Genomic DNA, 21,801 nt, shown 5'->3' with positions numbered 1-21,801 from the left:
GGAGGGTATTACAAAACTTTGCTTACTTGATAGTCCTTTATTTACTTGTAACGTCAATTTTTCCAGAAATTAAAAGATTGACACACTCATAAATACAGTGTATCATCTTGAATTAAAGTATATATACCGATTATGGAGTTAGTCGAAAGGCACATCATTAAACCAAATCATAGGTTTTATCGAGAAGCCGATAGACTGTCTTGGCTGTGCAAAAATTTTTACAATAACGCTAATTACATCTACCGTCAAAAGTTTTTCGCTAGCCAAGAAAGAAACGCTCTGGCTGTCGATCGCGCGCTCAAAACAAGTCCTGATTACAAAGCACTGCCCGCAAAAGTAGCACAAAGCACGATCGGCTTAGCGATCAAATTAGTGATAAAAGCATGGACTAGCTATTATATGGCGGTGCGAAACGATCGGGAAGACCAAACTAAGTTTAAAACCGCACCGAAAATCCCTCATGACAAAGGTTCAAGAGAGCTAAAAAGAGAGGACGGGCACTATGTAGTTGTATTTAATTGTCAAGCTGTCAGCAAAAGAGCCTTAAAAAAAGGATACGATCGTCCCTCTGGGACTAATATTTGGTTGCCCTCAAAAGTGACATCGATTCTGGAAATCCGGATTGTTCCCAAAGTAGGTTGTTATGTTGTCGAGGTGCTATATGAAAAGTTAGAACAGCCTTTACAAGTTAATCGGAGAGTCGCTGCCATAGATTTAGGATTAAACAATATGGCAACATTAACCTACAATGTTCGTGGGTTAGTACCGACAATCTACGAGGGACGGGGTGTTAAGTCCAGAAACCAATACTGCAATCAAGTTTCATCGGCATTGAAATTATTGCTGCCCGTAGCGCAAAAAAACAGTAAAAAACTAGCCCGATTGTGGCACAATCGTAACTGTAAAGTCGATTACTACCTCCATACGACGAGTTCCGCAATTATTAAAGAACTCGTTAATCATCAAATTGGCTTGCTGGCTATAGGCCAATACGCTTGGCTTAAGGAAAATTGTAGCGAAAATGTTGGGTTTCGTTCCTCAACCCAACCTACGCACTACGCACGATCTGTTTTTTTAGAACTAACTGAACCGTATTGGGCTATAGGCTGGAACGAGGATTTTAAAGATGGGATTAATACTGGTAAAGTTGACAATCTAAATTTTTCCCGTATTCCCCATCGCCGATTTGTGCAAATGTTGCAGTACAAAGGACAACTTGCGGGAATTCAAGTTGGGTTAGTTGAGGAGAGTTACACATCCAAATGTTCAGCTTGGGATTTGGAACCAATTCACCAACATTCCGACTACATTGGCAGTAGGGTAAAAAGAGGATTGTTCAGAACCCAAACTGGACGATTCATAAATGCCGATGTCAAGGGTTCTTTGAATATTGGCCCCAAAGCAGTCGGAGATGGGTTGATCCCAAATTCGCTAGAGGGTTTTGTAGTTAACCCAGTACATTAAAAGTGTACAAACATTAAATTTAGGCGATGTCTAGATTTTTTGGAACTATTATTAAAGTTTCGTCTTCTCCTTGTCAAATGTGACGTTAACCTGAGAAAAAAATGAATGAAACTTGGCAAGAAACAACTCAACCCATATCGGGCCCCATAGCGGCTTTGTCCGATCGCCTTTTGGCCCAGGCCCAGCCCGCAAATCCCCTGACAGATGCGGAACGCGGAATTAACAATTTCCTTCAGGGCTCAAACATTGAAAATCTCCTCTGGGCCGTCGGTATCCTGCTCATTGGCTTGATAGTATCAGCCCTCGTCTCATCTTTAGTGGGGGGATTGCTCAAGAAAACTACGCTCGACAACCGGCTGGCTACTTGGATTACCGGCCGCCCGGAAGGATCTGGAGCCCCGCAAGTGGAAAAATGGATTTCCGCAGCGGTTTTCTGGATCATTTTTGTCTTTTTCCTAATTGCCTTTTTCAACCGGCTGAATCTCACGGCTGTCTCGCAACCGCTCAATACTTTTCTCAATCAAATTACCGGTTTCTTGCCGAAGTTAGCCGGCGCGCTAATTTGGTTGGGGATTGCTTGGGTGTTGGCGACAGTCGCCAAAATGGCAGTATCGCGGGCAATGCGCGCTTTTAACGTGGACGAGCGCTTGAATCAAGAGGTGGGCGCAGCGCCCACTGAGCGCCCTTTGCTGCTGAGCGATACTGTGGCGAATGCGCTGTACTGGTTCATTTTTCTGCTGTTTTTGCCACTGATTCTCGACTCACTGGAAATGCAGCAGGCTCTGCTGCCGGTTAATAATTTACTCAACCAAATTCTGGCGGCAATTCCGAAAATTCTGGAAGCTGTGCTGATTGGGTTTGTGGGCTGGCTGCTGGCTATGGTGGTGCGGCGGATTGTCACGAATCTGTTGGCGGCTGCTGGGGCAGACGGTTTGGGTGCTCGGTTTGGAATTTCGCGGACTTCGGGCGGACAATCGCTGTCGTGGATTGTCGGTACGATCGTCTATGTTTTGATTTTGATTCCAACCGCGATCGCAGCTCTGAACGCTTTGGACATTCAAGCGATTTCGCAGCCTGCTGTCGCGATGCTCAACGACATTTTGGGCGCGGTTCCCAAAATCTTCACGGCAGCCATGATTCTGGCGCTTGCTTACATTTTGGGGCGCTGGGTAGGCGATTTGGTTACTAATATCATGACCGGAATTGGCTTCAACAATGTCTTTTCTTGGTTGGGGGTGCAGCCACCGAAACAGTCGCTAAGGCTACCGCCAAGTTCGATCGATCCCGACGCAACGATTCTTCAGGAACCGGAAATTCCGGCCCGCACGCCTTCTGAGTTGGTCGGCATTGTGGTGCAGGTGGGCATCCTGCTGTTTGCAGTGGTGGCTGCTACCGACGTGCTGCAAATTCCAGCGCTGACGGCTATTGTTAGCGGTATTGTCCTGGTTGCAGGTAGGGTGCTAGCCGGTTTGGTGGTATTTGCGATCGGCTTGTATTTGGCGAATCTGGCGTTTAGTTTGATTGCCAGTTCTGGAACTCGCCAAGCGCGGCTTTTGGGCCAAGCGGCTCGGGTTGCGATTATTGCCTTTGTTTCAGCCTTGGCGCTGCAACAGATGGGCATTGGCAGCGATATTGTGAATTTGGCTTTCGGGCTCCTGCTTGGGGCGATCGCAGTTGGCATTGCTCTAGCTTTTGGTTTGGGCGGGCGCGAGATTGCGGCCGACCAAATTCGCGAATTGTTAGCGTCGTTTAAACAAGATAAGACGCCACGTTTGTAATACTATAAAATGGCGTTTGTCAAGTACAAACGCCATTTTTTTATGATTAATTTCATTGTGAGGGTCGCGAAGCAATCGCAAAGCCTTTGAATTTGAGGATACAGCTATAGACTGTTCGGAAGCAGAGATTGATTCTTGTTTCTGGGCCCATGCCCCTAATTGAGAATGTTAAGAGCTGCATCGCCGGCCCTAAAACAACAAAACCTTCTCTATGAGAAGGTTTTATCACAATCGGAGCGGCGGGATTTGAACCCACGACCCCTACTACCCCAAAGTAGTGCGCTACCAAGCTGCGCTACGCCCCGACAGCTTTAACAGCTTAGCATAGAATTCCCGAAAAAGTCAAAAAACTTTTAAAACTTTTGCGGCCTGCACCAAAGTCGGAACCGCAGCCGCCGGCCAAAAACCCTCGCACCTCCTGCCAGCATTCAGGATCAACTGCACGCTGTAAGCTTCGGGATAGCCTTCCACCTGCACCCACAGCAAGTCGCTTTCGGCTTCAATGGCTATTTTTTCCTCGTCCATTAACTCAGAGGCCATTTGACTCATGGTGCCGGCCAATTGCCCCAACAATCGGCAAAAATCGTTTAACTCAGCCTCTGTGAGTTCGATCGCCCAACCGTCGCCAGCTACCAAACCCTTAAACTCCTGGGCCTCCGGGTTCCATCCCAAACGCCACCCAACATCGGTTTTAATTACACGTTCCACCATTAAGGGATTTTAGATTTTAGATTTTGGATTTTAGATTAGTAGGGCTTACCCATAAATACGAAAGAAACCGGGTTTTTTACCTTTGTTAAAGGCTCAAAAGCACTATTTCCGTAAAAAACCCGGTTTCTACAAGCTGGTGTATTAAGGTGCCAGCAACTTCGCATCTCCCGGCTGCGGCTGCGGTATATCCGGCGAATTCGATCGCCCTTGTGGTTTTTCCCCCGCCGTCGGTGTGCGCCCACGCCCGGAATTCTCCGTAAAAACATCAACCAAAGCTTCAACCAAAGCATCCCGCTGTGCTCTATTTAACTTTTGAATAGCAGCGCGATCCTGTTCCATTGGATTTGAGCGCAAAAGGTCTTTTCCCGGATAAACACTTTCCACCAAATAATCTGGAGTCGCCCCCAAATAGTCAGCTAAACTCAACTTCCAATCAAAGCGGTAATTGGGCGGCCGTCCTTTGACAAATACGTGATATCGAATGAACCGCCCGACTAAAGTATTGGTAGGATCGACTTTTCCAGTTTCCTTAGAAATGTAGTTATTTTCGATCGGGAAATCCGGCAATTTTTCGTACACCAATTTCCACGCATCTTGCACCCTCACTTGCGGCGGCGCAGATTGTTGAGCCACCCGCTGCACTGATACAGACTCAGAACTCCGCAGCAGCGAAGGTTCCAAAGCCGACATACTCAGTTCCCCGGATTCCAATACCCAACTCAAAAGCGTGAAAATCGCTACACTCAAAGTAACCAAGAGAAAACTTAAGCCCTGCTTTAATCTATTCACGGTTTTGACAATAATTTCAAAAATAGAATAATTTCATAAACTTACCCCCAAGCAGATGTCCTAGTTTCTAATTTTAGGATTTACGATCCTCAACCCGGTTTATTAGAAACATCAGAGTTTTTTTAACAAGGGAACTAGGAATCAACCGGGTTTCTCCTCCCGCGCACCCAAGTCTAGTTTAAGAAAGTTTTGAGTGTGGAGTTTAAAAAAATTACTCGCAATTCACCACTCAAAACTCAAAACTCCCCAACTCTAGATGTCTCCGATAATTTCCGGCTGAGTCAGTTCATCCGACATCTCAAATATCGCCCGCATTACAGGTTTCATTTGATGGTCGTCCATATTGTCAAAATCTTCATATCGACGGCGTTTTGCGCGGTTCGCCACCTGCACCGTAATCCGATAGCGGTTGGATGCACCGTTAATCAACTCTTCCGCCCGACGGGTTAGCTGAGTTGAATCGAAAGTTGGACGCTTAACCATGAGACTCCCTACTTTATGTAATGTTACATTCTAGTCTAGTATGTCAAGATTCATAATTTATTAACTGAGTATCATTACTTATGCAGGTAGCAACAGCCTATTCCTTTGGTCACTTGCATCGGGGAAATTCTCATCCCCTCAAATTGGTTGCTTTCGGTGACAGCTTAATCTACGGTTTCGGCGACGGTGTAGGTGGAGGTTGGGTGGAAAGATTGCGGCGCCAGTGGATGTTACCGGAGAGTGCAGGACACGTTTTATACAATTTGGGCGTTCGGGGCGATCGGGCCTATCAAGTCTCCCAGCGGCTCGAAAACGAGTTTCGCCACCGTGGCGAGCTCAGAAACCGTTTCCCGGATGCGATTATTCTTTCGGTAGGCCTCAACGATTCGGCGAGAGTACAGTCGCCTACCGGGCGCAGCTACACTGATTTTGAACATTTTAAAACTGTTTTGGATCATTTGTTAAACCTGTCCCAACAACTTTGTCCGGTGATATTTGTCGGGATGGTGCCGGTGGATGAAAGTAAAATGCCTTTTCAAGATTGTTTGTATTACAATCATGCCGACCAATATCAGTATAAAGAAGCAACAAAATTAGCTTGTCAGTTGCGGGGAATTCCCTATTTAGATATTTTTGATAAATGGATAAATCGGGGCAGTGATTGGTGGCGATCGCGCTTGATTGCAGATGGGCTGCATCCCAATGCAGCGGGGTATCAATCTTTATTTGAAGATGTGACAAGTTGGGAACCGATCGCAAGTATTAGTCATTAGTTAGTTGTCAGTAGTCGGTAGTCATTAGATAGTAGTCATTAGTTATTAGTTATTAGTCATTAATCTAGTCGAGTGAGGGCGGGCGCTCTTGGCACCGCCCCTACATATAAAGGCTCTGCATCCAGAACTCTATAATTTCAAGGTAGATAAGGGAGATAAGCAACATAAGGATTTTAAGGAATTTAAGCATTTTAAAATTACCCAATCACCATAAAAATATTTATTTTAAAAGACCGTATCTTCCCCGCACCATAAGTAAAATTCTTCAATAATGATTACATAACCGAGGGAAAGAGCAAGTTGGGCAGAATCAATCAGCCTATCAAAAGCTTAGTTCTCCTCAATAAAAAACTTGTGTAAATTGGAGAATCAAAAATGTCTGTATTACATCGCATTAAATCTGGTACATCTGTTTTATTAACACTGGGAACAGTTGCCGGAACCGCAGCGCCGATGCTAACTCCCGCGCCTGCTTTTGCTCAGACAGCTTTTTCGGATGTTAATAATAACTACTGGGCAAAAGACTTTATCCAAGATTTGTCAGAAAGAGGAATTATCAAAGGATTTCCCGATCGCACTTTCCGCCCGGATGCACCGGTAACGCGGGCTGAATTTGCGGCAATGATCCGTTCGGTGAAAAAGGCAAAAACCCGCGATGCTGTGCGGTTTGCCGATGTTCCGTCTAATTTTTGGGCAAGCGGGGCGATCGCCGAAGCTTACGAAATGGGATGGATGTCTGGCTATCCCGGCAATGTTTTTAGGCCGACACAGCAGATTCCTCGCGTTCAAGTTGTAGTCGCTTTAAATAACGGCATGGGCTATGAGCCTAGGTGCGATTTTCAAGATGTTCTCAGCTACTATAATGATGCGGGTGAGATTCAAAGTTATGCTGTCAAAAGCGTTGCTGCGGCTACTGAAAAACAGTTAGTTGTCAGCTATCCCAATCCTAAATCTCTCAAACCTAACAAGTCAGCAACACGAGCTGAAGTAGCTGCTTTTATCTATCAAACATTAGTGAGTACCAATCAAGCAAGACCAATTAATTCTCCTTACATTGCTAAGATTGATGTTAGCGAGTCGGTTGCTGTGCAAATTCCCAGGGGGGTGACTATCCCAATCGAGTACACAAAAGGCAAGATTTTGCTCGCCCCTAATGACAAGTCTCCGATTACGCTGACTGTAGCTGCGGATATCACGGGAAGTAATGGCCAAGTGTTGATACCCGAAGGCTCGAAAATTAGCGGCGAATTGCGATCGACTGCATCGGGCGTTCAGTTTGTGGCTCAAGAATTAAGTATACTCAACGGGAGCAGAGTGCCTCTCAATGCCACTTCGCAAGTGATTACTAGGAAAGAAACTGTTACCAAGGGCGTTAATGTTGGTAATCTGGTTAAGAATACGGCGTTGGGTGCAGCAGCAGCGGCGGCGATTGCAGGTGTTACGGGCGATCGGGCGATCGCAACTGAAGAGGTGCTCGGCGGTGCGGGAATCGGGACTTTGATCGGGGTATTTTTGGGTCGAGATAAAGTCGATTTGTATGCTGTTAATCCCGACACCGATCTAGATTTGCTGTTGAATTCCGATTTGGTAGTTGGTACTGCCAGCACAGACATTTGTAGCGCTCGATAGAGCCGATAATGGGAAATTTCCTCAAACCCCTCGCCTTGCAGGAGAGGGGCTTTAATTTGTGTATTTCACTTTCCTACAGGTGCATCTAATCAAATAATTAGCCAGGGATTTTCTTTAAGTGTGAATTCCTACGGACATCCCAAACTTTCGCGAGTAGAAACTCCCGTCACGGGATTGACACCATCTGCTTTCTCGCACAGGAGAGTCACTTGATAAGCGTCGATAATCGCGTCAGTAAAGTCAGCGCCGGAAATTGCAGCATCAAAAAACCGAGTTCGAGTCATAATTGCCTCGGAAAAATTAGCATTTGTCAAATTAGCGCCGTCGAATGTAACTCTATCTGCCAAAGCGCCGGAGAGGTTGGCACCTGACAAGTTTGCATTCAGCAAAACTCCCTTAGTCAAAATCGCATTAGTTAAATCAGCACCTTGAAAGTTTGTTCCCCGCATTTCCGCAGCGACAAATGTTCCCCCCGCTAAATCAGAGTTGGAAAAATCGCGATCGGACAAATTAATATTTGTGTAATTAATATTTGTTTTTGGTAGGGCAAATGCTGGAGTAGCACTCAGCAGCACCCACCCCAAAGCCAACACTAAACTTAAAACCAGGCTCAGAAATATTCGGAAAACACTTTTCATGATGATGGGAATGGGGAATTGGGCATAGTTGACTGTTGACTGTTGACTAATGACTGATGACTCATGACTAATGACTCATGACTAATTAAAATCGCTTTACCCAATCTTCGCCAACGCGAAGCGTCAAGTCAGAATTAATTTCACCGGTAGAAGATGCTTCAAGTTTACCGCCGCCTAACTCTTTTTGCAGTAGATTCGCTGCCTCTAAATCGCCTTGCTGAACAATAATTTGACTTTGACGCTGCTTTTGGGGCGCATCCTGCACTACAGATACATTAAAAAATCCCTTTTTTGTGAGAAATTCAGCAACGTTTTTTGCGCTTGTCGGTTTGCTAGAAGCGTTTTGGACAGATATTTTGAGGTTTTTGGGCAACAGGGACTCGGTTGGGTTGCGAAATCGTCCTTGTTCAAAATCCGGCACGCTCTGGTTCAAGTATTGTGTCATAATGCGATCGCGCCCGAGCACATCTACAATCCAATAACTCCTCAAATCCCCTGTTTCTGAACTAGAACGTCCAGGCAACATTACCATTTTAAAATTATCTCGTTCCAATTGCAAACCGAAATTGGCTAGCGTCAATATTTCCTCATAACTTAGGTTTGTATCCACATATTTTTGCATCAATCGAACAATTTGTGGCAAGCGCACCAATGCTGATGGACTTGCGAGGCGGTCCCGAATAGCTTGAATTAAAGATTGCTGCCGTTGAATGCGGCCAATATCTCCTAAACCGTCGTTGCGAAATCGAGCAAATTGTTCTGCTTGTTCTCCGTTGAGAGTTTGCCATCCCTGGCCTAAGTTTATTTTTAACTTTTGAGCGGTATCTGTATAGGACATCGCGCGAGGTACAAATACCTCAACTCCGCCCAACAAATCGACTAATTCCTGAAACGCATTGCTGCTGACTCGCACGTATCTTTCAATTTTCGTATTGTTCAGCATACTGCTAACTAATTGCGTCGCCAAAGCTGCTCCTCCCGTAGCATTAGCTTCGCTAATTTTGCTGAATCTAATTCCGGGAACTTCGACTTTAGTATCTCGTGGAACTGAAAGTAAACTAATAGATTTATCTCTAGGTTCGAGGTGAAATAAGAGTATCGTATCGCTGCGGCCGTTAAATATCTTAGGGGAATTGGCAGCAGATTCTGGCATGGCGTCAATTCCCAATATCAAGATATTAACTGACCGCGACAGGCGGTATCCAGAGCGGTTGGAGGATAGATAGTCAAAGCCCGTCGCCTCTAATACTCTATTGATAATTGGCGGTTCCACGGGAGCTAAAAGGGCGGTAATTGCACCCAATGTAGCCGAGATGGCGGCTGTGAAAACTAGGAAAAATAGCCCCACTATATACAGGAAGAATTTAGGCTTTTTTCGAGAGATTTCAGCGACTGGTGTAACAAAGTCTCTTTTAAAAATTGACAAGTTTTTCATAGACTTGCTGTTGGTTATTGCAGTTTTTCAGCTTTGCAGTAAAACTTGGGCGGTGCTTCTGGGAAGTATTTGAACATAGCCGGACACAGCCAGCCTTCGAGATTTTTCGATTCCCACCGATACCAGTTACCGCCGTATTCTGCTTTCAACCACAGCATTTCTGCTTGATATCCGGGAAATGGATTGGCTGAAAATAAAAGTCGGAAACCTTGGGCGGCATTGGGAATGTCTGCGACAAGCGCGTTAATCATTTCGGGGACGCCCTGAACAAATGGTTCTCGGACAAGTCCGACTCGCTCGTCGTCAAAAACCCAGGTGTACTGTTCGCGATAGGGGTAAATTACCATCATGGCATTGGACATGGTATTCGCCTCTTTTCATTTCCTTTTTTTGTCTGCAAAAATGCAACTGTTGATACATTATATTCTGTGGCGCGGAAGTTGTGCGCTATCCGCTTTGACAACCCTGTTTTAACTTAGGAATTTTCGCGGGTTATTTACAAAGTTTATTCGGTTTTGGCGGATTGGCGAAGTTGAGAGCGATGGGGCTTTATATCTATTTTTGTGTTTTTTTTTATTTTATGTAATACCAATTCTCCAAACTCTTGCAACAATTATGAGTTTTTGGTTTGTTTACGCTCACGCTTCAGGTAAGGTGCGTCGCTTGGAGATTGTCGCTCTTTTTTAGGATTGGCAGGTGGCGACGCACCCTACAGCTACTGTTGCATGAGTTTTGAGAATTAGTATAAATAGTATCCCAATTAAACAGAAATAAAGGTGATTACTGCCAGGATTTTTACTCTTATGGTGCCTATTTGTATAACCATTACTACGTTTATAGTAAGGACAAATAGTCTGTATTCATCCCAACTATGAGAACCGACACCCTAACTACCAAACTATAACTATTTGTAGCTGGGTGTGATGTTTCTTTTCGGGAAAATCCCGCTCAAATTCTCGTCAGCTCAACCAGGGCATTAGCTAAATATTGATACTGCGGCAAAGTATTGTATAATTGAGCCGAAATCCTCACCAACTGCTTACTAGCATTCGGCCAAGGAATCACCGGAACTTCAATTTTAAAAATCTCCCACAGCGCCTCTTGCAAAGGTGGAATTCCTCCCTTTGCAACCACATCAGACTGGGAGTCTAGCAGCGGCACAACAGCCATCGAACCCACCATTTCATCAGGACAAGGTAGCGGCAAATCTAATTTGTCCGCCAATATTTTTCTTCCAGCCAATGCTAAAGCATGATTCTTTGCCATCAATTCCGGCCAGCCGCCGCTCAACAAAGAACCCATAAAATCAATAGCTACAGGCACGCACAAATAGGGGCTAGGATCGACTGTTCCCATCCAGTCAAATTCTAGTTGAAAGCGCGATTTATCAGCACGGGGCGAGTTAGCACCGTGACTGATTGTAGTTGGCCGAATGGCATTTTGTTTGTCGCGCCGCACGTATAAAAAGCCCGCACCTTTCGGCGCGCACAGCCACTTGTGGCAATTTCCCGTATAATAAGCTGCGCCAATTTCCTCTAAATTCAGTGCTACCATTCCCGGCGCGTGAGCTCCGTCTACCAATACATCCACGCCACGGTTAGCTAACTCGCCGACTAACTGTTTGATGGGAAAAATTAAACCTGTTTGGCTGACAACGTGGTCTAATAAGGCTAACTTTGTTTGCGGTGAAACGCACTTAATTATTGCTTCAATAACTTGGTCGGGTGACTCAATGGGAAAGGGGACTTCTGCTACTATTACTTTAGCGCCTGTACGCTCGGCTACAAAATTAAGTGTGTTGCGGCAAGCGTTGTATTCCTGATTTGTAGTTAGCAATTCGTCGCCCGGAGAAAAACAGAGCGATCGCAAAACTGCATTTACTCCCGTCGTCGCATTCGGCACAAAAGCCAAGTCATCCTCACTCGCACCGAGAAATGCTGCTAACTGATTTCTCGCATTATCCAACAAGGGTTCAAATTCCCGCAGTAAAAAGCGCAATGGTTCTCTTTCCAGTTGTTCTCGAAAAATGGTTTGCGCTTCGAGTACGGGAATCGGACAGGCCCCAAAAGAGCCGTGATTGAGGAAAGTTATATCGCGATCGAGCAACCAATATTGGTTAATCATTAGTAAATAGTAATTAGTAATTAGTCAGTTAACTGTCAACTGTCAAAAGTCAACAGTTACTCATTTTACCTTTTAATTGCTCAAACTCTTCTAATGTATTGCAATTCGATAACATTACTGCTTCTCGTTCCCCTACAGGTAAAGGGATTGCGGGTATTTGATTTAACCAAACTTGAAAGGAACGTCCTCCTTTGTCAATAAAACTTTGCAAGCTGGGCAGAGATTGTTGGCGGTAGAAGCCGCACAAAGGCTCCCAGCGCGAATTTTGATAAGGGACAACTGCTAAAGTTGATGGGGGAAACTCTGTTAACTGACTTGCCCAATTCTGAATAATCTGGGCATCCAACAAAGGCAAATCGCAAGCTAACAGTAAAATCCACTCGGCGGCAATTTCTGTCAATCCCTGAGTCAATGCAACCAAGGGCCCGGATCCCGGATTGTACTCTACCAGAAATTGGGATGTTTCGGTTAAGGTCGATCGATAGCGATCGGGCCAAGCAGTCAGAACATAAACTTCGGGGGTTACAACTGCGGCAACTTCCAACGCCCGCTGCAAGAGGGATTTGCCCTCTATTTCCAGTAGAGCTTTATCCCTACCCATCCGCGAACTTTGGCCGCCTGCAAGCACAATTACGGCAATTTTATGATTAGTCATTAGTCAGTAGTCAGTAGTCAGTAGTCAGTAGTCAGTAGTCAGTAGTCATTAGTTATCGCAAGAATTGTCTGTTTTGAACAGGCAAGATGCCTGTTCCACAATAATTATTGGAGATGTCTAGTAGTCAGTAGTAAGTAGTCAGTAGTCAACTGTCAACTGTCAACTCAAAACACTAACGGCTTGGCTAACTTCCTCAAGTTTTTGCACGACTTGACCCCGACTTAATAAAGTTTCTGCCTCAATCAAACCCGAGCTCATATCCAAACAAACTCCGCTGCGCCACAGATAAAATCCGCCGTTCCAGATAGCGGACTGCATCACTTCTGAGGGTTTTCCAAGCAACACTTCCTGCATTTGTTTTAATAACTCAGAGGTTGATTCAAATGCCGGATTTGTGTTGCTAAAACCGTAATCTCCGTGGGCCAAAAGCAGTCGTTCAAACTCGGCATCCGGCTTAGCAATGCCGATAATCGCAGTACGATCGCGCGGCAAATCGCAGCTTCCCTCCAATCCTTTGACTGTGGTATAATTTTTGATTCCCCGCAAGTCAAAGGCTTTTTGAAACATACCTTCTGTCGGCGGGTGGACGTAGCCCGATATAACGTTAACATCGCCGGCACAGGGACACCACATCAACTCCATTGTCGAAAAAGGTGGCCGTTTTCCAATTTCGCGGCGGTAGGGCACTAAAGCGGCGGCTTGAGGAAAATGCTTGGGAAGGTACACAAAACCCAAACCCGTATTGTCAAAAACTTGCTGGACTTTTTCTAAACTCAGTTTTCTCCAGTCAACTCCCAAACCGCGCCAAATTTCAATCAGGGGAATGCCTTCCTTGGTTGGCATGGTATCCCCGCCGTGCATGAGGGTTGGGACGCCAGATGCGGCTAAAATTAGGGCGGTTATTGGGCTAATTGGAGCCGTGCGCGATCGCCCGTCGTAAGCAACGCCAAACACGGCGACGGTAGAGACGGAAAACCCTTTTTCTCGGTTTGGGGGGGCAAGAAGGGGCCCCAATTCTTCATAAGCATCGAGCATTCCCGCTAATTCTTCCCCAGTGGGCCGTTTAATGCGGTGGGAAATCATAAAAGCTCCGATTTGAGCTGGTGTTGCTTCCCCCAGCAGCATCATCCGCGTGGCTGCTGCTGCTTCGGAGCGAGTTAAGTTTTCTCCTGTGTGTACTCCGCTGCCAATTTTTCGCAGCAATTCTCTAAATGCGTCACTCATAACATTTGAAGTTGGTAATTGGTAAGGGGTAATTGGTAGTATTTGAACCGTTTTAAATTTAAATTTCAGAACTATCTATTTAAAATTATCGAATTATACCAGTTCCCAAAAAGAAGGCAATTGTTGGAAATATCCAAACCCTTATTTCATCAGTCATTCCCAATCTCAAATCTAAAATCTAAAATGGTATTAACTGCCTGATTTTTCTAGGTTGATTACATCAAATGGCGGCACAAATTCGCGTACCAAATTCCAGAAATGGGCGATCGGCGGAATTTGCATTCGATCGTGAGTTGTCACCAATACCACTTCGCGAGTCCAAGTGGGATCTGCGGCCAATTGACCGATCGTCGAAACCTTGGAATTTGAGCGCTCTGGGGCGATCGACCGAATTGCTAAAGTACGATCGCCCTTCGCCTCCACCAAAGCTGAATGCGGCAGCAAAGCAATCAATTCTCCCTGTCGCACCACACCCCGAAAAGCATCAAGAGTGTTGAGTTCCAAAACAGCATGAAGTTTAGCACCGATGCGTCCAAATTGTTCTTGCACCATCCGCTGCATTCCGTACCCGTCCTTAAACACCACTTGCGGGTAACAAATCAATTCCGGCCAAGGTACTCGATCGTACTGTGCCAGGGGATGACCCGCCGCCATCAACACCTCGATCGGCTCATTGTAGAGCACCTCAACCAACATTTCCGGGGCTTGAGTAAAATGGCGGTTGTTCATCACCACAGCGATGTCAACCAAACCGTCTTTGAGGACTTTCAGAGCTCGATCGCTCCCGAGGGCAGTCACTCGCAATTGCACGTCTGGATAGTCGCGGCAAAACTTTTGCAGCACAGGTGGCAAATAAGCAGCGCAAACCGAATGAATCGCCGCCACGCAGAGTTCCGGCTGCTTTCCTGCCCGTAAGTCTCCCAATTCTTCAGCAGCATTTCGCCAAGTCTGACAGATTTTGCGAGCGTGAGGCAGTAGGCATTCCCCTCCCACAGTCAGTTTCGCGTGGGCCGTGCGGTGAAACAGCGACAAACCCACTTCCGCTTCTAATCCCTGCACTTGGCGGCTAATAGTCGATTGGGTAACGCCACACTTCCGGGCCGCTTGCTGAAAGCTACCAGTTTCAGCCACTGAAAGAAATGCTTGAAGCTGCTCTAAGCGCATGGATGTTTCATTCGAGATGGTTTCAGAAATTTTACTGGAACATAATCTGTGACATTAACCGATGTAGTAGCAGAATTTAGTAGACTTTGATACAGGTACAGATTAGTTTTGATTCCAGCGCCAGAGGCGGGGATGCTGCGCTCTAAGCATCAATCTGCTCCGGCAGGATTTCTGAGCCTCCAAGTAGAGGTCGATTCTCCTATGTTGAAGGGATTTCTGAATCTGCAAACTTATCAAAAAATAGATTCAATAAAGATGAATTTATCGACTATTGCCAGTTGCTAGCTAAACCGTTTCACCCAACGGCACTTTAGTAATCTCTTCATCAAGCGCGCTCAATTGCTCTGTTTTTCCGTAAGTTGTGAATTCAAAAGATAGCATTGAATTTCGTACCTCCTTGGGAATTATAGTACCTCACTCTCCCTAAACCTCTCAATAAATGGACAAATATTTCAGGCAGGTTAGTTAAACCCTGCTGTGAACTTTCCTCCCCGGACTAAAGTCACTTTTGTTTTATGTTTTTTTGTGTATAAACTAGAAATTAGCGGGTCAGCAACACAAGTGCAACTAAGATCGATCGCACAGGAAAGCCGAAATGCTGCTCTTTATTAAGATTATGTCATTTAACCACAATTTTATTCCGCAAGATGGCTGTTGCCAGTGGCAACCCCAGTTGATGGGACTGCAGGTGGTCAGCGATGTGTTAATTGCCTTGGCTTATTATTCAATTCCAGCACTTCTGACATACTATGCCCGGAAGCAGCGGGACGTGCCTTTGAGCAAGGGGTTTATCCTATTGGGAGCCTGGTTTTTCTGGGGCGGGACAACTTACTTGATGCAAGTTTGGATGCTGGTGCACCCCAGCTACTGGCTGTCAAGTTCGATCGCCCCCGTTACCGCTATCATCTCTTTGTGGGCTGTAGCGTCCCTGAGACCTTGGATTTCTCAAGTGTTGGCTTTGGCTGGGGCGGCCTCTTTTCCAGGAAATACGGCGCTGGAATCTGAAAAGGTCGATCGACTGCAAGCCGACTCTGATATTACAAATTCCGTCCCCTCCCTCACAACCGAACTCCAGCAAATTAACCAGCAATTGCTTGCAGAAATAACGCAGCGAGAGCGAGTCGAGGATCTCCTGCTTGACACCGTAGGCAAGCTGCAAGAAAGCGAAGAACGCTTCCGCGTTTTTCAGGAATTATCTCTAGACGGTTTTAACGTGTTCCGCAGCATCCGCGACGAATCCACAATTGTGGATTTTGAATGGGAATACGTCAATCCTGCTGCAGCAAAAATTCAGCAGAGTACCCCAGAGGAATTAATCGGCAAGCGATTGCTGCAAGTGCTGCCGGGCCATAAATATAGCGGTTTGTTCGACAGTTACGTCCAAGTTACAGAAACAGGAATTCCCCTCGATACCGAGATTTATTACAACAGCGAAAGCGAAGGCATTGTCGGCTGGTTTCGGATTATGACCGTTAAATTGGGCGACGGCATTGCTATTTCTTTTGGCGATATTACTAAGCGCAAGCAAGTAGAAGCATCCCTGCGCGAGGCGCTGCAAAAACTCACTTCTCATTTTGAAAATACGCCCCTAGCGGTGATTGAGTGGGATGAAAACTTTCGTCTCAGCGGGTGGTCGCCGGCGGCCGAGAATATTTTTGGCTGGGAAAAAAGAGAAGTTTTAGGCAAGCATTTTAGCGACTGGAACTTTATTTCCAAGGGCGATTTGTCAGAGGTAGAATCTGCAATTTATAGTTTAAAAAAACCAGAAAATCGCTGCAATGTAGTTCGCAACAGCAATTATAATAAGAGGGGTTCGTTGGTACACTGCGAGTGGTACAATTCGGCTTTTTACAGCGATTCGGGACAGTTGGTATCGGTGCTGTCTCTGGTTTTGGACGTGACTGAACGCTTTAAGTTTCTGGAAGTGCTGCGACAGTCTGAAGAGCGGTTTCGGATTGCAGCAGAAAGTGCCAGTGATTTGATTTACGAATGGGATATCGAGACCGACATCGTGCTGTGGTTCGGTCACGTAGACGAACATTTGGAGTACGCAAAAGGCGGATTTCCGAGGACAAGAGCAGCTTGGAACAGTATCTTGCACCCGATCGACCGCGATCGAGTTTTGGTCGCAGTCGATCGGTATTTGAGTGCGCCAGACAGTTCTGCCGCCCCATTTTTTGAGGAATACCGCGTTCAGTGCCAACGGGGTGGCTTGCTCCATTGGATCGATCGGGGCAAAGCAGTGCTTGACAAACAAGGCAATCCCTGCAAATGGATCGGCGTAATTAGCGACATCACCGCTCGCAAAGAAGCCGAAGAACAGCGGAATTGGGCATTGGCGCGGGAACAGGCCGCTCGTCGCGAAGCCGAAGCCAGCGAACAGTTGTACCGCGTCCTCGCTGAAGCCATCCCGCAAATAGTTTGGACTGCCAGACCCGACGGCTGGCTCGACTACTACAACCAGCGCTGGTTTGAATATACTGGCTTGACGCTGGAGGAAACTCAAGGCTGGGGGTGGCAGCCAGTTTTGCATCCAGATGACGTGGAAGATGCTGTAGAAAGCTGGAAGACCTCGGTGCAGACGGGGAGGACTTACGAGGTGGAATACCGCTTTAAACGAGCCTCTGACGGGGCTTACCGCTGGCATCTGGGCAGGGCATTGCCCGTGCGGGACGCTGAGGGGAAAATTCTTAAATGGTTCGGGACTTGTACTGATATTGACGATCGCCAGCGATCGGCCCAAACAGCCTATTTTAACGCTCAAGCTTTGGCTTTGCTGTCGTCGGCTTCCCTGGATTACGAGAAGGCGCTGCAAGGTTTGGCAGATTTAACAGTACCGGGGCTAGGGGATTGGTGCTGTGTGCATTTGCTCGATGCCGACGGCTCGATCCGCTTGCAAGCAGTTGCTCACTCAGATCCGAGCAAAGTCGATCTGCTGTGGCAAATCGATCGGCGTATGCCACTCGACCCCCAGGGACGGCACGGAGTAGCAAAGGTGCTGCGGACTGGTGAGTCGAAGCTATACCCAGAAATACCGCAATGGGTGATCGAAGCAGTTGTCCCGGACAGGGAACTGCAGTTGGTGCTGCGCTCCCAATCCCAGGTGCTGTCGGCAATCTGCGTACCACTGATCGCTCGCGGGCGGACGCTGGGAGTGATTTCGTTGCTGTGCGGGGAGTCTGGCCGCCGCTGCGGGGTGGAGGATTTAATTTTGCTGGAGGATTTGGCGCGGGATGCGGCGGTGGCGATCGACAATGCGCGGCTTTACCGGGAAGCAGCGGAGGCCAACCGGATTAAAGACCAGTTTTTAGGAACGCTTTCTCACGAGTTGCGGACGCCTCTGAACGCGATTTTGGGCTGGGCCCAGATGTTGCGGCAGCGCCAGATGAGTGCCGAAAAAACGGCTGTGGGTTTGGAGACTATTGAGCGAAACGCGCGGTTGCAAACTCAGATGATTGAGGATTTGCTGGATGTTTCCCGGATTGTGAGCAACAAAGTGTGTTTGAAGCTGTTCCCGGTGGATTTGGTGCGGATTGTAGAAACGGCGGTGAAGGCGCTGATCCCTGATGCTGAAGCTAGGGGAATTGAATTGGTGAGTTTTTGTGGCGAAGGGGTGAGCTTGGTGAAGGGCGATGCTACTCGTTTGCAGCAGGTGGTGTCTAATTTGCTCTCGAATGCTATTAAGTTTACGCCGCCGTCGGGTCGCGTGGAAATCACGCTCTCGGAGGATGGGGAACCGGGAGCAGGGGGTGGCGCCATCTTGTCTGGGCCGTCTCCGGTTCACTCTGTTTCGATCGTTGTTAGCGATACGGGAATTGGCATCAGCAAGGAGTTTTTGCCCTTTGTGTTCGATCGCTTCCGCCAAGCTGACAGCACTTCTACGCGCAATTACGGCGGGCTGGGACTGGGGTTGGCGATCGTCCGCCATCTCGTGGAACTCCACGGCGGCAGTGTCTGGGCCGAAAGTCCTGGGGAAGGACTCGGCTCGACTTTCCGAGTCCGACTGCCAATTGAGCACAGCTAAAGTTGTGATTTTTCAGTTATCGAGTTCAAAATTCAATATTTAATTTCTACGTAAGGTGCTTATGGCGCACCCTAAATTTAAATGTTCTCCGTAAATCCGCCCGCTCTTAATTTTATTGCCATTCTTGCAGGGCGATCGCAATTCCTTGTTTCAATTTTGGTTCGAGACTCTCTTGTTTCACTAAGCTTTCTAATTTCTGCCTAGCCTCAGCAGCACCTAGCTGTTTGAGCGCTGCCATGCAGTGTAGCCTGACGCTGTTGTCTGCGTCGCCCAACATTGGAATCAGAGCATCTAGCCCTCTCATATCTCCTAATTTTCCTAAACCTAAAGCTAAAAATTTTTTGCTAACTGCCTCCTGCACGGCCGGATGATCGGTTTTCAACAAATCAATCAGAATTTCAGCAGCAACAGCTTTTAATTCCGGCTTTTCTACTCGCCCTAAAACCGTGACTATCTCTTGACAAACAGTATAATTTATGTTAGTAAATTGCGCCCTTAATGTCTGATGCAAATATGCTAAAGCGGTTGCAGTTTCCATCCAGCTTAGGGCGCGCACAGTTTCGATTTGCAATTCAACCGGAGTTATTGGCGATCGCAGCAATTCAAATAAAGCAGCAGCAGCAGCATCGGTTTTCACTCGCCCGATCGCGATCGCCGCTTGCTGACAAACTTCTAATCGGATGTCGGAAAGCAAAGGTTTGAGCAAGTTAACTAAATCTAATTCTGCATCTAAATAGGCGCGCACACCCAGAGCTCGCACGGCTTCTTTTCTGACTGCTGTCGCCGGATCTTTGAGTGCTGCTACCAGTACCGGGGGGATGCGGGAATCGTGAAAGCTGCTCAGGGCCTCGATTGCGGCTGCCCGCACCGCAACTTGAGAGTCTCCGACTACGCTCAACAGCGGTGGGATGGTTTCGGTGCGCCGAATTTGGGCGAGTGCTGCTGTTGCAAACTGTCGCGAGTCTTCTTGGAGTAGGAGAGTTGCGAGGGATTCTATAGCTGTCGGGCCGAAATTCCCTAGGGTTTCGGCGGCGATTTGGCTCAATTCTTCGTCGGAATTTTTGACTAATTCTACTAAAGCTTGAATCACTTCGGGGCTATTCCCTACGGGATAGCTTGGTTTCACGAACTTTCCGAGGATGCGGGCGGCAAACCACCGGGGTTCGGTGTCTGCGTCTTCGTCTTCGAGCACGGCAATTAAAGGTGCGATCGCGCCATCTCCCAGATTTGGCAATACTTTAGCAATTTCCCAACGGTCTTGAAAATCGCCCGATTTTAAGGCTTCTATTGCTAAACTGACAGCTTGCTCTAAAATGTGTTCTTCCTGCGGCTTGCTACCGTCGGCTGTCACTTGCTGCAAGCATTCAACTAACAAGGGCCAGTTTTGGCGATCGGCCGCGACTTGCGCTTTTTGTAAAAAATTATACATGATTTTAAATTAAGTTCGATCCACAAGCGAGGTTTTTTGCTGCTAAGTCAGAGCCGGAGGGAGCTATTTTTTACAAATCTTTTGCTACAATTATCCATTTTTTAACATTTTTGTCAATCCATCATAACTGGTAAAATGGAAGTAAAGCATTAATTTCATGCAGTTAAGGCATCAAGCTATACTTTTTGTAATTTAAAAGACCCAATATTCCTAATTAAAAATTAACAAATGAAGAAAGCTCTACTTTTAGTAAACCAGCACTCCCGAAAAGGGCAAAAGCTATTATCTCAAGCCACTGTAAAATTAGAAGCACTGGGTTTTGAGTTAATTATAGAGTCTACCGACCACGCCCACGAACTTTCCGACACGATTCGCCGCTACCAAAATCGAGTCGAATTAGTAATAATTGGCGGTGGCGACGGCACTCTCAACGCCGCCATAGAAGGTTTGATAGACACCAAGTTACCCTTGGGTATTTTGCCCATGGGAACAGCTAACGACCTAGCCCGCACTCTGAGAATCCCTACAGATTTATCAGCAGCTTGTCAAGTAATCGCCAGGGGTAAAGTTCGACTAATAGACCTAGGTTGGGTGAACGGCAAGCATTTTTTTAATGTGGCGAGTTTGGGATTGAGCGTGCAAATTACCCAGCGGCTGACTAAAAACGTGAAGCAGCGCTGGGGAGTTTTAGCTTATGCTTTTACTGCTTTGCAGACAATTTTGTCAGCGCGACCGTTCCGAGCAGAAATTAAGGTAAACAACCAATCTTTTAAGGTGAAAACTATTCAAATTGCCATTGGCAACGGTCGCTATTACGGCGGAGGGATGACAGTAGCCGAGGATGCCACAATCGACGACAAGCGACTGGATTTGTACAGTTTGGAAACAATACACTGGTGGGAAATCATTGCTTTGCTGCCGGCTATGAGGCAAGGAAATTATACCAGTTCGCCTAACGTTCGCGTCTTGTACGCTCAAGAATTTGAGGTGAATACTAGCAAACGCCGTCCGATTAATACCGACGGTGAAATCACAACTTACACGCCTGCAAAATTCCGAGTCATTCCCCAAGCTTTAGCAGTTATAGCTCCTTCATAACTCATGACTTATATAATTATGTTGTGGAACAGGCATCTTGCCTGTTCATATATAATTATGTTGTGCAACAGGCCGGAAAGCCTGTTCATATATTTGCCACGGGCAAGATGCCCGTGCCACAATTAATTAATCAATAAATTATATTATGTTGTGGAACAGGCCGGAAAGCCTGTTCATATATTTGCCACGGGCAAGATGCCCGTGCCACAGTTAATTAATCAATAAATTATATTATGTTGTGGAACAGGCATCTTGCCTGTTCATATATTAGCCACGGGCAAGATGCCCGTGCCACAATTAATTAATCAATAAATTATATTATGTTGTGGAACAGGCATCTTGCCTGTTCAGATATTAGCCACGGGCAAGATGCCCGTGCCACA

At 46.6% G+C, this 21,801-nt stretch carries 17 protein-coding genes and 1 tRNA gene; 6 read left to right on the top strand and 12 right to left on the bottom strand.

Going from position 1 to position 21,801, the window contains the following annotated elements; all coding sequences use genetic code 11:
* The first annotated feature begins 132 nt into the window (after positions 1–132).
* Both QT984_RS22475 and QT984_RS22470 read left to right on the top strand, forming a co-directional pair.
* Positions 133–1,464 (top strand): transposase, encoded by a 1,332-nt coding sequence (locus tag QT984_RS22475; RefSeq protein WP_333057573.1) that lies wholly within the window; start codon positions 133–135, stop codon positions 1,462–1,464.
* A 101-nt stretch (positions 1,465–1,565) separates the two neighbouring features.
* The gene (locus tag QT984_RS22470; RefSeq protein WP_333057574.1) at positions 1,566–3,242 is read left to right on the top strand and encodes a mechanosensitive ion channel; all 1,677 of its coding nucleotides are present in this window, start codon (positions 1,566–1,568) and stop codon (positions 3,240–3,242) included.
* Between the two features lie 231 nt (positions 3,243–3,473).
* On the opposite strand, the gene QT984_RS22465 is transcribed toward QT984_RS22470, so the two are convergent.
* The 4 genes from QT984_RS22465 to QT984_RS22450 all read right to left on the bottom strand — a co-directional run bounded on the left by QT984_RS22465 (position 3,474) and on the right by QT984_RS22450 (position 5,225).
* Positions 3,474–3,547 (bottom strand) — tRNA-Pro (locus QT984_RS22465).
* 37 nt (positions 3,548–3,584) lie between these two features.
* A complete protein-coding gene (locus QT984_RS22460) occupies positions 3,585–3,953 on the bottom strand; it encodes a DUF1818 family protein (protein WP_333057576.1) in 369 nt (122 codons plus the stop codon).
* Between the two features lie 141 nt (positions 3,954–4,094).
* Entirely contained in the window at positions 4,095–4,742 is a 648-nt protein-coding gene (locus QT984_RS22455; RefSeq protein ID WP_333273358.1) for a hypothetical protein, read from the bottom strand.
* 252 nt (positions 4,743–4,994) lie between these two features.
* Positions 4,995–5,225 carry a DNA-directed RNA polymerase subunit omega gene (locus tag QT984_RS22450; protein ID WP_015175138.1) on the bottom strand — a complete coding sequence of 77 codons (231 nt, stop codon included), beginning with the start codon at positions 5,223–5,225 and terminating at the stop codon, positions 4,995–4,997.
* A gap of 80 nt (positions 5,226–5,305) precedes the next feature.
* Between QT984_RS22450 and QT984_RS22445 the strand changes: the two genes are divergently transcribed.
* Positions 5,306–5,998 carry a GDSL-type esterase/lipase family protein gene (locus tag QT984_RS22445; RefSeq protein WP_333057579.1) on the top strand — a complete coding sequence of 231 codons (693 nt, stop codon included), beginning with the start codon at positions 5,306–5,308 and terminating at the stop codon, positions 5,996–5,998.
* Between the two features lie 375 nt (positions 5,999–6,373).
* Positions 6,374–7,627, top strand: a complete 1,254-nt coding sequence (locus tag QT984_RS22440) for an S-layer homology domain-containing protein (RefSeq protein WP_333057581.1) — start codon at positions 6,374–6,376, stop codon at positions 7,625–7,627.
* A 128-nt stretch (positions 7,628–7,755) separates the two neighbouring features.
* Here the strand turns inward: QT984_RS22440 and QT984_RS22435 are convergent, their stop codons facing one another.
* The 7 genes from QT984_RS22435 to QT984_RS22405 form a co-directional block, all read right to left on the bottom strand.
* The gene (locus tag QT984_RS22435; RefSeq protein WP_333057582.1) at positions 7,756–8,265 is read right to left on the bottom strand and encodes a pentapeptide repeat-containing protein; all 510 of its coding nucleotides are present in this window, start codon (positions 8,263–8,265) and stop codon (positions 7,756–7,758) included.
* A gap of 85 nt (positions 8,266–8,350) precedes the next feature.
* Positions 8,351–9,700 (bottom strand): LCP family protein, encoded by a 1,350-nt coding sequence (locus QT984_RS22430; protein WP_333374975.1) that lies wholly within the window; start codon positions 9,698–9,700, stop codon positions 8,351–8,353.
* A gap of 14 nt (positions 9,701–9,714) precedes the next feature.
* Complete coding sequence (locus QT984_RS22425) at positions 9,715–10,062, bottom strand: DUF6717 family protein (protein ID WP_015175132.1); 348 nt, start codon at positions 10,060–10,062, stop codon at positions 9,715–9,717.
* 586 nt (positions 10,063–10,648) lie between these two features.
* Complete coding sequence (locus QT984_RS22420) at positions 10,649–11,824, bottom strand: aminotransferase class V-fold PLP-dependent enzyme (RefSeq protein WP_333057584.1); 1,176 nt, start codon at positions 11,822–11,824, stop codon at positions 10,649–10,651.
* A 49-nt stretch (positions 11,825–11,873) separates the two neighbouring features.
* Positions 11,874–12,479 (bottom strand): molybdenum cofactor guanylyltransferase, encoded by a 606-nt coding sequence (locus tag QT984_RS22415; RefSeq protein WP_333057586.1) that lies wholly within the window; start codon positions 12,477–12,479, stop codon positions 11,874–11,876.
* A gap of 159 nt (positions 12,480–12,638) precedes the next feature.
* Complete coding sequence (locus tag QT984_RS22410) at positions 12,639–13,703, bottom strand: anthranilate phosphoribosyltransferase family protein (RefSeq protein ID WP_333057588.1); 1,065 nt, start codon at positions 13,701–13,703, stop codon at positions 12,639–12,641.
* A 189-nt stretch (positions 13,704–13,892) separates the two neighbouring features.
* Positions 13,893–14,867 carry a LysR family transcriptional regulator gene (locus QT984_RS22405; protein WP_333057590.1) on the bottom strand — a complete coding sequence of 325 codons (975 nt, stop codon included), beginning with the start codon at positions 14,865–14,867 and terminating at the stop codon, positions 13,893–13,895.
* A 616-nt stretch (positions 14,868–15,483) separates the two neighbouring features.
* Between QT984_RS22405 and QT984_RS22400 the strand changes: the two genes are divergently transcribed.
* Positions 15,484–18,891 (top strand): PAS domain S-box protein, encoded by a 3,408-nt coding sequence (locus tag QT984_RS22400; protein WP_333057591.1) that lies wholly within the window; start codon positions 15,484–15,486, stop codon positions 18,889–18,891.
* Between the two features lie 112 nt (positions 18,892–19,003).
* Here the strand turns inward: QT984_RS22400 and QT984_RS22395 are convergent, their stop codons facing one another.
* Positions 19,004–20,320 carry a HEAT repeat domain-containing protein gene (locus tag QT984_RS22395; RefSeq protein WP_333057593.1) on the bottom strand — a complete coding sequence of 439 codons (1,317 nt, stop codon included), beginning with the start codon at positions 20,318–20,320 and terminating at the stop codon, positions 19,004–19,006.
* Between the two features lie 228 nt (positions 20,321–20,548).
* Between QT984_RS22395 and QT984_RS22390 the strand changes: the two genes are divergently transcribed.
* On the top strand, positions 20,549–21,418 hold the full coding sequence (locus tag QT984_RS22390) for a lipid kinase (RefSeq protein WP_333231688.1): 870 nt from the start codon (positions 20,549–20,551) through the stop codon (positions 21,416–21,418).
* The last annotated feature ends 383 nt before the right edge of the window (positions 21,419–21,801 follow it).

This window comes from Microcoleus sp. Z1_B2 (genome assembly GCF_036700325.1).
Taxonomy (GTDB): Bacteria; Cyanobacteriota; Cyanobacteriia; order Cyanobacteriales; family Microcoleaceae; genus Microcoleus.
Note: the sequence above shows the minus strand (reverse complement) of the source record. Positions and strands in the feature narration are given on the sequence as shown.